The organism is Planktothrix sp. FACHB-1365, from assembly GCF_014697575.1.
GTDB lineage: Bacteria > Cyanobacteriota > Cyanobacteriia > Cyanobacteriales > Microcoleaceae > Planktothrix.
The window spans coordinates 54,175-66,996 of record NZ_JACJSC010000008.1 but is presented as its reverse complement, the minus strand read 5'-3'; the positions used below and the strand labels follow the sequence as shown (position 1 = coordinate 66,996).

The window sequence follows — 12,822 nt, the reverse complement described above, 5'->3', positions numbered from 1 at the left end:
TTTTGTCGTATCATAAACGAAATTTACCCATTCGTAAAGGTTGAACTTAGCTTGCGGTGTGGAACAGGTAAAAGTTGACCTTGAGAATAATAGAAAATTTGCTCAATGGGAATATTGTTTTTAATTTTAATTTGATAAGATTGATGAGTTTTAAAATTAAAATTTTCAATAGTAAATTTTTTTCGTTTAAACGTTTGTTCTAAAGGTAAACTAACATTCATAAAATAAATTCCTTCACCGACTAATTGAATTTGATAAGTATAGGGCTCAATTTCTGCAACTTTGAGTTGGTTTTCAGGACTCAGCAGATTGTGAAACGATGCAATATTCAAAAATTTTATCTTAATGTTATGAATAGAAAATAGTTGTGCTGCGTGATAAATACCGTTTCTATAAATGTAAGCTCCTTTAAAATTATCGGGAACATTAATAATAAGTAATCCGGGTTGATTTCCCCTCTGATCATTAATGCTTTTAATCAACTGATGAGAAATTTGACTAGCTATCTGCCAATTTTTATTAGCGATATAGATATTTTTTATCAAAAATATTGAAAAAATTACTGCTAAAAAAATAATAGTATGTTTCTTTTTAACCAGAAAACTGATAATAAATACCAGTAGAATTACGAAAAAAACAGACGGTAAATAAAGAATTCTTTCAGCTTGTGTATCCCCCAGTGAAACTCTAATATTAATCACGGGAAACATTGAGATTAAAAAGGCATAGATTAGAAATAGCAATAACTTAGCTTGTTCTCGGTAAATCCCCCCTAACCGAAAATATTGAATCACAAAAATCGTAACTAAACTGATGAAGATGAGAAAACACCATTGCCATTGAACTTCTCCAGATTGAGGTAATGGAGGTATGATAATTCTAAGGCTACTAGCAAGTCCCCTGAGTATAATTGGGACAGAAAAATTAAGATGAGTTTGAGATCCATATCCACCTAATAATTGCTTTAATCCTAAATATCTCATTCCTAAATAAATCGGAAAAATAGAAGCCATTAATATTGGTAAAATCATCACCTTATAAAGCTGCTTTAGAGGTTTTTTATTTTGAAAAAATTGATAAATTTCATACCCTAAAATTAATCCAGGATAGATAATGACTGATTCTTTGGAAAGTAAAGCGAATATAAACCAGACATAAGAACTGAGTAGCCAGAACTTATTAGAGTTATGTTTGTAATATAAATAGCTATTGAAGGCGGCTAGAAAAAAACAAGTTGCTACTACATCGGAACGTGCAGAAATCCAAGTAACTGCTTCTACATGACTGGGTAAAACTAGAAATAAAAAACCTGCAATTATAGAAATGGATTGGCTTGTTTTTTTAGAGAAATGACTATGAACTAATAGCTGAGAGGAAATCAAATAGACAAAAAAACTACAGATTCCATGAAAGATAATATTAGTCAGATGATAACCTACAGGATTTAAGCCCCAAATTTGATAATCTAAAAATAAAAGGATGGAAATTATCGGTCTAAAAAAAACATCGGGTGCAGTTGTCCATACTCCAAATATTCCTTGAGTTTGAATTTGATAAATCCAGGTAAAATCATCGGATAGAAAAAAAGAATTGATAATCGGAAAGTAAATAATAACACTCAGAACAATAGAAACAATTAAAATTCCTAGGAAGTAGCCTTTTTTAATCATGGTTTTAATAGATAGAGGTTTTTATAACAAATAATCCAGTGAAACACCTTAATTAAATCATAGACTAAAGCAATCGCTTCGTAAATCAAATTAGCAGGTAAATAATGATAATAAATAAGACGTAGTGGCATCGTTCTATTTGCAAGTTCAGGATAAGAAGTAATAACTTCTTGGACGTTATAACCACACAGCTTAAACATTAACTGACTTCGTAAAGCATGGGGTTGATTACAATATAAAATCACTTCTCCTAAAGGCCATTGTTCCTGTTGTTCTAGCCATTTTTTTAATAATCTAGCATTATCAAACGTATCTAAATAGGGACGATCTTTAACATTGTCAGGAACAATAACTTGGAGTTCAGGACGGTAATGTAAAAGATATTTTGCAGCACACTGTTCTTCTGATTCAGGACAATCAAAGGAATTACCCGGAGAAATAAATACTTTTTCCTCAACAGGAACCTGCTTTAAAACTTGTTGTAAAACCGCTTCAAAATAATTTGATAAAAAGTAGTATTGAGCAAAATCTTCCCGATAAACTAATCCTTCTGTGACAACAATATGGCTAACCATGATTAATCTAATCCTCCATAATTTTCAAAAATCCAGGTTAAGCTTCTTCGCATTCCTTCTTCTAAGGAAATTGTAGGGCGATAACCTAATTCTCGTTGAGCTTTAGCAACCGAACAAGCAATGGTTTTATTCATTTCTGAGAGAACATGAATTTTTTGATGATAGAATCCTAGAGCTTGTAATGTTCCATCAACAACTAAAGCAACTTCACTGGCTAATCCCGGTAATTTTAATCGTTTATGAACACAATTTTGTTGAAATTCTGTTTCTAATAATCGTTCAACGGTATCAATAATCTCATTCATAGAGTAGGGTCGTTTATCAGCAACCCAATAGGTTTCTCCGTTGGCTTTTTCCGTGATAGCGGCTAATAATAATCCTTGACAAAGATTATCGACATAAGCCATTGACCGGAGATTATTTCCATCGCCAACAATCGGCCCTTTTCCATCTCGAATCATTTTAAAAAACAGGGTTTGGCGTTGAGGTTGATGGGGGCCATAAAACCAAGGCGGACGGATAACAACGGTTTCAATTTTTCCCTGTTGCTGATAGTTTTTAACCGCCAATTCCATCAACATTTTTGATCGTCCATAGTTCATATAGGGATGATAAGGAGAGATTTCATCGAATAAATGATCAGGATGGGGATTACAACCACAGGGAGAATTAGAGGATACAATAATAGCTCGTTTTACCTTAGCAGAAACCGCAGAATTTAATAGATTTTTTGTTCCTTCTACATTAATTTGATAAAAGTCTGATACTTTTTGTGGGTGAATAATTCCAGCCGTATGAAATAAAATAGCATTTTCGGCATTTTCACAAAAGCGATCACAATCTTGAGGGTTTCTTAAATCTCCTTGATAAATTTCAATTTTATCCGATATTCTTTGCAATAGGGTTGCATCTTGTTCTGGTAAAATTAAACACCGAATTTTTAAGTTATTTTGAGGTTGATTCAGGGGGTCAAAATCGGGTAATCCTTTAACCAATGATTCGACTAAACGAATTCCTAACCACCCTAATGCACCTGTAACTAAAATAAGGTTAGTTTTTAATTCCATAATTTTATTATTCCGCATTAAGTAGGTCAACAAAATTAATTACACAAGACTTCATAATTGGTTATAATCCATTGGAACAGCTTGTCCGGCGATGACATTTGTAAAACTCCTGAGTTAAGGGGTTAATTTAGTTCATTACCTTAAAGTTTATCTAAAAATTTTAACGCATTTCGACGAGCGATCGCCATAATTGAACCTTGAGGATTGACCCCTGGTGCGGTACAAAGTAAACTAGCATCCGCAATATATAAATTATTGAATCCATGAACTTGACCAAAGGAATTAACAGCACATTTTTGTAAATTTTCTCCCATTGGACAGGAGGAAAAAACATGAACGGTCATTAAATTTGTTTGTTTGACCGGAAGTTTTTCTGCTATTGTACTTAAATCTTGAGGATGGGTCAAGGGAGAAGTATTAGAAATACTAGGATAGAGAATTTTTGCATCCGCTTCAAACAATAATAACGCTAATTTTTGTAACGCTTCTGATAAATCTTTTAAATCTTGAGAGGTTAGTTTATAGCGAACAAAAGGATTTTGATAAAAGGGAATATTTCTGACTGTACCCGAACCTTCCCCAGTAATCATAGCATAATAAATTGCCATGTTTTGCCACTGTTTTTCAACGGTTTCTGTATATTGAGGATGGTCAGTCATTCCCACCGATAAATAGGGAGGAGAACTAATCGAACATCCGAAACTAAATCGAGGTGAAAATTCTTTGACTTGATGGACAGGAACCCCCATATCTAAGGCGTTAATATCCTCATTAAATTGAGCAATTATTTTAACAGTTGGGTGCGTTCTTAATGAATTACCAATATTATTTTTAATTCCACTTCGTCTTAATAAGGCTGGAGTTTGAATCGCACCACAACAAACAAATACGGTTTCGGCTTGAATTTTAATCGAATTTTCGGGGATATTATTCCCTTGACGAGTTCCTGTTAAAATCCAAGTTTTATCCGTTTGTTGAAGACTGTTAATCCGAGTGTTTGCTAAGAGTTTACATCCCGCTTTTAACGCTCTAGGAATAAAGGTTTTTGTCATCGATTGTCGAGTTCCTTTGGGAACGGAAGTTTCATCAGATTCTTCATAACGAAACCATCGAGGAACTTCTAAAGATTGCCAACCTAAACGTATCGCACCTTCGTGTAATTTTAAAGATGCTGTTGGAGCTTTCCCTGGTAAATAACAGACGTTAACCGCTTGTTCACAAGCTTCAAAATGAGGAATTAAATCAACTTCGGTTAAAGCGTCTACTTCAAATTCTGTGCGCCATTGTTCTAAAATATTCGAGGGTGTTCGATGATAAAGTCCGCTATTGATTTCACTTCCTCCCCCGACACATCGACCTTCCACATATTGAATTTTGGGTTGACCAAAGGCTGCGGTTAACCCTCCATTTCGGTATTTTTGCACCATTTCTTCAACGGAAAAGGGTTGACAGGATTCTAAGGGTAAATCGTCGCCTTCTTCTATTAATAAAACATCCCGTCCGGCTTCAGCCAATAAACAGGCGGTAATCGCTCCTCCAGGGCCAGAACCAATGATAGCAATTTCAACTTTTAAATCAGATTCTGAGGGTTGAAGCATAGGATTAATAATAAGTCAGTTTATCAATGAATTGAATCAGATTGCCAATATAATACCACTAGACTTTCATAAAATCGCATCACATCTCGACAAACTTGGAAGGGTGAATTTTTCCAAGCTTTAACTTGAAGTTGACGACTAGATGGAGACTGACAATGAAAAAAGGAACCTCGACGAAGCAAACCCCAAAAATCAAAAATTAACGTTAATAAAAATAGGGGAAATTGGAGATAATCTGGCATTCGATTCTGTTGCTCTAAAACAAACTTAACAACAGAATTATGGGGAAATTTTAGGGGAGTAAAATCGGATGGAAAACGCTGATCAATTAAAGAATAACACAACGCAGAGACAGTATTCACAAACAGGTGTTGAATCATAGTTGACAATCTGGCTTACTTCATTTAAAATCTGGCAATGTTTTGATCATAATCCCGAATGAACCTACGTGCATCATCTATTTATGCTCAGATTCCTTTAATTATTTTATATCTAATCCCTCCCTTGGCAACGGCTTGGTTTATTCTTGATTATGGAGTGGATGTCCCTTATCATGATCAATGGATATTACCTAGTTTATTCGAGAATTTTAAAAGCGGAACTTTACAATTTATTGATTTATTTAATTTACATAATTATCATCGATTAATCTTCCCGAAGTTGATTTTTTTAGGTTTAGGGTTAACTTTGAACTGGAATATTTATGCAGAGCTAATTTGCAGCTTTTTACTAGCAATTCTAACCTTTTTAGGCCTTTATCAACTCTCCCGACTTACAAACCCTGAGCAACAAGATAACTTGTTTCATCTAACAAACCTGCTAACCAGTTTAGTCTTTTTTTCTTGGATTCAATATCAAAATTGGCTTTGGGGATTTCAGGTTGCTATATTTTTAATTAATTTTTGTACTATTTCTGCTTGTTTAATATTATCTTACCCTAAGTTTTTATCAACTAAATGGCAATATATTGGCTCGGCTATTTTATGCGGAATTGCTAGTTTTTCTTCGGCTCAAGGTTTAGCATCTTGGTTGGCTTTAATTCCTTGTGTTTTAGGGTTAGAAGGAAGTTTGACTCAACGAAGAAAGCGTCTCTTAGTTTGGATTTTATTATTTTTAATTTCTGCCTATATATATTTTTTAGGTTATCAACCTGATGAAGCGTTAAAAAATGATGCGTTTAAAAATAATCCTGATTTAGCTCAAAATCCTACTTTATTTTTAATTCATTTTCTATTTAATATTATTGCTTCTCCCTTAATCGGTTCCCTGCAATGGTCTTGGGTTTTGGGTTTGATCATCCTTTGCTATTTCTTTTATCTCCTCTATGAACTATTAATTAAAAATCCTCATCTCTATTCTTTCGCTTTTCCTTGGATATCCATTGGGTTATTTGGCTTGCTTTCCAGTGTTCTAATTGCTAAGGGACGTTATTATTTAGGCGCCGACTATGGTATTCTACAAAGTTCTCGCTTTACTACTCATACTTTACTATTATTGGTCGCTATCTTTCAACTGAGTTTGATTTGGGTGCGCTTCAAAATTTCTGCTTTAGAATTATTAAAAAATCAGGGAATTAATACTGTCCTAACTTATGGTGTGTTAGTCGGTATTTTAGGGAGTTTAACAATATTGAGAGGAGAATATGCAGTCATTCAAGCAACGGATTTAAGTTTTTTCTTAAAGAGTGGTCAAACCTGTTTAACACTGATTGATTATCTGGAAGATTCTCCTTTTCTGAACACTTCAGTAGACAGTTGTTTAGTCAGAATTTATCCTGATGTTGCCTTTTTAAGACAGGAGGTAAAAAGACTAAAAACCTTACAATTAAGAACTTTTGCTGAAACAATTCCTTTTGTATCTGACCCTAATTTAAAATATGGTTATCTTCATCCTTTACCCAATAATGAGCCTTTAGTCATTCGCCGCAAAATGCCAATGAGTTTAAGCGGGTGGGCAATTCTCCCAGATTCCCAGCAACAACCTAATCTTATTTTTCTGTCCTATAACAATCAAAAATCATTTTTTGCCAATGCTTATATTACAGTGGCTAGACCTGATATTGCTGAATTATTAAAATCGAAATCCTATACAAGAGCCGGATGGCAAGTTGTTTTTTCAGGAGAATCTCTTCCTGTAGGCGAGAACAAGATTAAAGCCTGGGTTTATGACCCCAAACGTCAACAATTTATTCAATTAAACGGTGAAAATTATGTGACGGTTAAACCCAAAAAGAAACCCTAAACTGTTAAAATAGAATTAATTAGATCAATATTTAGCCGTTATGAAACCAGAAAATGAAATTATTTTAATCGGAGGCGGTTTAATCGGATTATCCCTAGCCGTTGAGTTAAAATTACGAGGGGCAACGGTAACTGTTCTAAGTCGAAATCAACAGGAAGCGGCGGGTATTGTAGGGGCCGGAATGTTAGCCCCCCAAGCCGAACAAATTCCTCCTGGCCCCATGCTAGACTTATGTTTACGCAGTCGCGCCCTCTATAACGATTGGACACGCAAACTGGAGGAACTCACGGGGTTAGAAACTGGATATTGGCCCTGTGGGATTTTAGCCCCCGTCTACGAACGTCCCGACTGTATCATCTTACCCCAAACCCCAGACACACCGAGTTACTGGCTTGAACGAGAAGCAATTTTACAGCAGCAACCGGGGTTAGGGGATGACGTTGTGGGAGGATGGTGGTTTCCCCAGGATGGTCAAGTCGATAACCGTCGGGGGTTAGTCAAAACCTTGTACAGGGCGGCTCAGGAATTAGGGGTTAAAATTATAGAAGAAATCACAGTCAAAACCTTAGTAACTTCCCCAGAAAAGGTAACAAAAATTATCACCAATCAAGGTAATTTTAAAGCCGATCATTATATTTTAACAACGGGAGCTTGGGCTGGAGAATTATTATCAATTCCTGTATATCCCCGCAAGGGACAAATGTTATCCGTTCGAGTTCCTGATGATTTTGAACCCTTACCTTTGAAACAGGTTTTATTCGGTTCTAATATTTATATTGTCCCCCGTCGAGATGGTTTAATTGTGATTGGAGCAACATCAGAAGATGTTGGATTTACCTGCGGTTTAACCCCCAATGGTATTGAAACCTTACTCTCAGGAGCGATGGGATTATATCCGATTTTAAAAGAGTTTCCCCTTCAAGAATTTTGGTGGGGATTTCGACCGGAAACGCCAGATTTATTACCCATATTAGGGCCGAGTTCTTGGGAAAATTTAACCTTAGCCGTCGGTCATTATCGCAATGGAATTTTATTGGCTCCGGTTACGGCTGAATTAATTTCTAATTGGGTTTTAGACCAACAATATGATCCTTTATTAAATCATTTTAGAAGCGATCGCTTTCAACCCTAAAAGCTAAAATTATCAGATATATAGAAAGCTGAAACCCTTTCACTTCTTACTGTTCCCTGTTCCCTGTTCCCTGCTATAAAATCCTTATGAAATGGGTCTATAAAAATTGGGATTTAGAAACCGACCTAGGGTTTATCATCCAGTGGATAGTTGTAACACAGGTGGGATTTTTAGTCAGTTTAATTTGGATAGAAATTGGAGAAAGACCCGATTTAGGAGCTTTAGAAGGAGCCATTGGCGGATTAATTATCAGTGTGTCTCAATGGTTTGTTCTCAAAGACCATATTTCCCAGAGTTGGCGATGGATTTTCGTCCATGTTTTAATCTGGACAATCATTGCGTTCACTCCAATAGGACTCTTGGGTTGGGTGGTTCCCCGAACCTTAAATCTTACCCCTCGAATTATTTATGGTGTTATCGAGGGAGTTAAATTAGGACTATGTTTAAGCCTTGGACAATGGTGGGTCTTACGCACCGAAGTCTTGAAACCCTGGCGATGGATCGTAGCTAGTATACTGTCGTGGGGGATAGCATTACCCATCGGTTGGATGTTTGGGGGAATTCTACGTCAGGGGACAAGTTTTTTTCTGGGAGATGTGTTGGGTTTAGTCCTGGTTTGGACAATCGTTGCCGGGATGACAGGAATCGCACTGACTCGCTTATTGTGGTATCCTGTTAGACCGGGTAATTGGTAGGAAGCATCAATTGTTTACGCAGATCAACCTCCGTTGTCTCTTCCGTGTGACTGGGAAACAATGGATCAGAGGAAACTCCGGGTGAAGTTAAAACTTCTACGGAATACACGGGTTCTGGCTGATGTTCCTGTTGCTGGGATGAGTGATGCACCTCTATTCCTCCAGTAAAAATCAATTCTGTCGGATCAGGTTGAATATTTAAGAGAATTTTGGGCCCCGATATGGCTAAGTGAATCACTTGTCCATCGACTAAGGGAACTTCTTGAACCGCTTGTCCATTAACATAGGTTCCATTAGTTCCCAGATTCACAACAACCCAATCTTCACTTTGGCGACGAATCTCGACATGATACCGAGACACAACCGCACTATAGAGAACAACATCATTTTTGAGCGATCGCCCAATCCGAATCACATTGTCCTTTTTAAAGACCCAACTGCGGACAGGAATCGATTGGAGAGGATGTAATAATGTTAGTTTAATCACAAGAAAAACATGGGAAGGTTGGAAGCCTCGTCTATAAGCGAGCGAGGAGGAAAACCGGGACAAAAGCGGTTTTAACCGCCTGAGTTCTTTTAGAATCCATAAGAATAACCATCCTTTTTATGAATTGATTGACAATATTTGTGACTAATTCCTGCTACTCTTCCATGAGGAGTAACAAGATCAAAACTGCCAGATGCGCGACAAAGAACTCGACCTAAATAAAAGCCTATTTTCTTACCTTTAGTAACAACAGCTTTAACAATATCGCCCGTCTGAAAGCCTTTGTGAATCTGTATTCGTGAGCGATGTCGTGTTGGAAATCCGTATTTGTCTGTACCACACATTTGACGAGTGCCACGTCCTGTTGCCAGAATCAATAAAGGTTTATTGGTTAACACCTTTAAAGTTTCAACTTTCCCAACACAAGCTGCATCTAGCCAATGGGTTTTAGGTAGATTTAATCGAGTGCGATTGAATTTAGTTAAACCACCGGAGCTAGTTGAAACAGGTAAACCCGTTTCTTTTAAGCGATTAAACAGTAACCATCGGGTTGAATTAACGGCTGTAGCATCTTTTAACGGTTGTTTAGCTTGTTTCAAAATCCGGGGCAGTAAGTCAGGTTTACCTGATAGGAAATCTTGAATATCTTGATTTCCTTTCTTTTGATTACAGTCATGACAAGCAACAGTAAGATTGGAAATTCGGTCAGTTCCGCCTTGGGATTTAGGGTGAATATGTTCCACTTCTAAGGGTGTATTTTTAACCCCACAGTAAGCACATTTTCTACTCCATTTCTCCAATAAATATTGCCGAACTTCGTATCCTTGTAACTCGCCTTGTTGATATTCAATTCCTGAAATCTCAGGATTTTCAAGTTGTTGTAAGTCAAATCTGACTAACTCTTGAATGATTGAACGAATAGGTGCAAACCTAATTAATTTACTGACCCAAGTTAGAGTTGTTTCTACTCGATGCTGAAGACTGGGTGCTAACCAACCTTCTAAACGTTTTCGGTTCAGAAATCGAGGTTGACGATATCTAGTTTTACGATTTCTTCGGGAGCGACGTAATAAACATCGAGATTCCAAAGACATTTTAATTGTTTGACCTCGATGAGTTAATTCCGCACCCCAAATTACTTTGTTTCCTTGAACTAATGTAATTCCAGTGGTTTTTGAACCGGGGTCAATTTTAAGAGTGATTTGTTCTATTTCTAATTCGGGTTTTGACTCCTTTAAGATAATAGTAAACGGATAACGACGATAAACCGCAGCTTGACCTTGATTCAATAACAATCGAGCTTGAGCAGGATGTACTGGGTTTTGAGGCTGTTTATTTGTATCAATTACAAAGACGTAATTAGACATAAAATAACTCCTATTTCTAGGGTAATGTTCGCTTCGCCAATGTTTTCCGAACTTTTTGCGCTAACAACACTGTCTTACCCCTCGTAAAACTGTTTAATTGTTAACAATAGAGCCACAAACTAGCGTCGCATTCGTGGGTATTATGATCCAGAAAACGTAGCCGTTAGGCTATAGCTGGTCAGTTATCTAAAGTTAGAGGCATGAAGCCCCGTCTCTTCAGAGCGGGGTGCTGACATTGGCAAAATCTAACAATCAACAGCTACGCCCTAAGCTTATTTTAAAGGGGAAATCTCAGATTTTGGATGGGGATATAGGGCGATTCAGGATTAAGATTTCCCCCCACCATCCAAAAATCCCGGCTTTCAAAACCTCTCGTGCAGTTGGGCATTCATTGATAACGGGTACGTTACTATTTTGTACTGAACGACCCTCTACCCTCTGCCCCTGTACTCTGAGTTCTGAATCCTCTAGGACAGTTGAAAAATAAACGAAACTAAATCTCCTTTTCCTAAAGAAATGCGATCGCCCGGTCTTAACCGATGTCGATTTCCTTTGGGAAGAGAAATATTATTAATATAAGTACCATTGGAACTGCCCACATCTTCAATATAGTACGCATCGCCCTCCATCCGAATATCAGCATGGGTGCGAGAAACAATTTCTGAGTTGGGAAATCCCGAAACATCCACATCCGGGGGCACTAAATCATTGGGTTTTCCTAAATGAATCACCGAGACATTTTGAGGTAATTCTACAGTGGCATTGGTTTGAACATGAATCAACTTCGCCGCCTGTCGCTGTAACTGAGTCGCCGCCGCCTGAAAACCTTGAGCTATATTGGCTGGGGGTTCTGCAACCGTCCCGACGGTCACTACCGCCGGAGGAGTCGTTACCGTCGCCGCCGGAACAGCCGGAGATTTTTCTAAATTCGGCCCGGAACTGAGCACAGGTTGAGGCTGAGGTTCAGCTAGGGGTTCATCGGGGGGGGTAACCAAAGTCGGAATCAAGCCTTCGTTTTCACCGGGATTCGTTGGGGTAGATGCAGGCTGTAAATTCGACCCACATTGACCACAAAAAGCCGCATCCGTTTGTACCGTCGCCCCACAATGGGGACAACTGGTCATCGAAGGCAAAGGCGTATAACAAGCTTCACATTGGGTCGCGCCTTCTGGATTTTGATAATTACAATTAGGGCAAACAATCATAGGATTCTGATGGAAAAATTTGAGTTAGATTAAGGGTTCAGATGCTTAATTTTGGCAAATTTTAGGTTAAATTGGCTCCTGCTGCGGTATCTAATAACCACCATAATTCCCCAACGGGTTGAATCAGTCGGCTAGGATAAGCGATCGCATCGGCTTCCGAGGCAAACACCTGGGCTAAAGGTTCCTGTTTATTGGCCCCCGTGACCAAAAACATCACACAGCGAGCGTGATTAATTAGGGGTACAGTAAAGGTAATCCGAGGTTGACCGTCTTTATTGCCAACGGTAATTAAGCGATCCTGAACGGTTAAGGCTTCGGTGTGGGGAAATAACGATGCAGTGTGAGCATCATCCCCCATCCCCAATAAAACCACATCAAAAGCAGGGAATTCTCCGGCATTGAGATGAAAAAACTGCGCTAATTCCTGATTGTAGGTTTCGGCATCAACCTTGGGGTCATTGGCTGCCGTTGGCATCGGATGCAGATGAGTGGCGGGAAAATTGACTTGATCTAGCCAAGCCTGTCGCGCCATGCGTTGGTTACTGTCGGGATGATCAGACCGAACATAACGTTCATCTCCCCAAAAGACATGAATTTTATCCCAAGGTAACGCTTGTTGAGCTAACGCTTCATATAAGGGTTTAGGGGTACTCCCTCCTGCTAAAGCGATGGTAAATTGATCCCGACTTTGAAGCGCGTCTTTAATTTTAACGAGAAGAATATCTAAAGCTCGCTGAGTGATTTCCTCTTTATTCGCTAGAATTTCTATAAATTTTTCCATTAGG

At 37.9% G+C, this 12,822-nt stretch carries 12 protein-coding genes; 3 read left to right on the top strand and 9 right to left on the bottom strand.

Translation table 11 applies throughout. From position 1 onward, the window contains the following. Window positions 1-23 precede the first annotated feature (23 nt). The 5 genes from H6G57_RS12015 to H6G57_RS11995 all read right to left on the bottom strand — a co-directional run bounded on the left by H6G57_RS12015 (window position 24) and on the right by H6G57_RS11995 (window position 5,290). The gene (locus tag H6G57_RS12015; protein WP_190518857.1) at window positions 24-1,670 is read right to left on the bottom strand and encodes a hypothetical protein; all 1,647 of its coding nucleotides are present in this window, start codon (window positions 1,668-1,670) and stop codon (window positions 24-26) included. Beyond that, window positions 1,667-2,245, bottom strand: coding sequence for an ElyC/SanA/YdcF family protein (locus H6G57_RS12010; protein ID WP_190518855.1), 579 nt, complete (start codon window positions 2,243-2,245; stop codon window positions 1,667-1,669). Before H6G57_RS12010 ends, H6G57_RS12015 begins: the two co-directional genes overlap by 4 nt. A gap of 2 nt (window positions 2,246-2,247) precedes the next feature. Then, a complete protein-coding gene (locus tag H6G57_RS12005) occupies window positions 2,248-3,312 on the bottom strand; it encodes an NAD(P)-dependent oxidoreductase (protein ID WP_190518853.1) in 1,065 nt (354 codons plus the stop codon). 140 nt (window positions 3,313-3,452) lie between these two features. Continuing rightward, entirely contained in the window at window positions 3,453-4,910 is a 1,458-nt protein-coding gene (locus H6G57_RS12000) for a GMC family oxidoreductase (RefSeq protein ID WP_190518851.1), read from the bottom strand. A 23-nt stretch (window positions 4,911-4,933) separates the two neighbouring features. Continuing rightward, window positions 4,934-5,290, bottom strand: a complete 357-nt coding sequence (locus H6G57_RS11995) for a hypothetical protein (RefSeq protein ID WP_190518849.1) — start codon at window positions 5,288-5,290, stop codon at window positions 4,934-4,936. Between the two features lie 58 nt (window positions 5,291-5,348). On the opposite strand from H6G57_RS11995, the gene H6G57_RS11990 reads away from it, so the two are divergent. The 3 genes from H6G57_RS11990 to H6G57_RS11980 all read left to right on the top strand — a co-directional run bounded on the left by H6G57_RS11990 (window position 5,349) and on the right by H6G57_RS11980 (window position 8,978). Further along, entirely contained in the window at window positions 5,349-7,151 is a 1,803-nt protein-coding gene (locus tag H6G57_RS11990) for a hypothetical protein (protein ID WP_190518847.1), read from the top strand. Between the two features lie 40 nt (window positions 7,152-7,191). After that, complete coding sequence (gene thiO / locus H6G57_RS11985; RefSeq protein WP_190518846.1) at window positions 7,192-8,283, top strand: glycine oxidase ThiO; 1,092 nt, start codon at window positions 7,192-7,194, stop codon at window positions 8,281-8,283. Window positions 8,284-8,369: 86 nt separating this feature from the next. After that, the gene (locus tag H6G57_RS11980; RefSeq protein ID WP_190518844.1) at window positions 8,370-8,978 is read left to right on the top strand and encodes a hypothetical protein; all 609 of its coding nucleotides are present in this window, start codon (window positions 8,370-8,372) and stop codon (window positions 8,976-8,978) included. On the opposite strand, the gene H6G57_RS11975 is transcribed toward H6G57_RS11980, so the two are convergent. The 4 genes from H6G57_RS11975 to pgl all read right to left on the bottom strand — a co-directional run bounded on the left by H6G57_RS11975 (window position 8,959) and on the right by pgl (window position 12,818). Further along, the gene (locus H6G57_RS11975; RefSeq protein ID WP_190518842.1) at window positions 8,959-9,465 is read right to left on the bottom strand and encodes an FHA domain-containing protein; all 507 of its coding nucleotides are present in this window, start codon (window positions 9,463-9,465) and stop codon (window positions 8,959-8,961) included. The two genes, H6G57_RS11980 and H6G57_RS11975, sit on opposite strands and share 20 nt — an antisense overlap. Window positions 9,466-9,554: 89 nt before the next feature. Next, window positions 9,555-10,832 carry an RNA-guided endonuclease IscB gene (gene iscB, locus H6G57_RS11970; protein WP_190518841.1) on the bottom strand — a complete coding sequence of 426 codons (1,278 nt, stop codon included), beginning with the start codon at window positions 10,830-10,832 and terminating at the stop codon, window positions 9,555-9,557. A gap of 467 nt (window positions 10,833-11,299) precedes the next feature. Continuing rightward, a complete protein-coding gene (locus H6G57_RS11965; protein WP_190518839.1) occupies window positions 11,300-12,037 on the bottom strand; it encodes an FHA domain-containing protein in 738 nt (245 codons plus the stop codon). 61 nt (window positions 12,038-12,098) lie between these two features. Beyond that, on the bottom strand, window positions 12,099-12,818 hold the full coding sequence (gene pgl / locus H6G57_RS11960) for a 6-phosphogluconolactonase (RefSeq protein WP_190518837.1): 720 nt from the start codon (window positions 12,816-12,818) through the stop codon (window positions 12,099-12,101). Window positions 12,819-12,822: the final 4 nt, after the last annotated feature.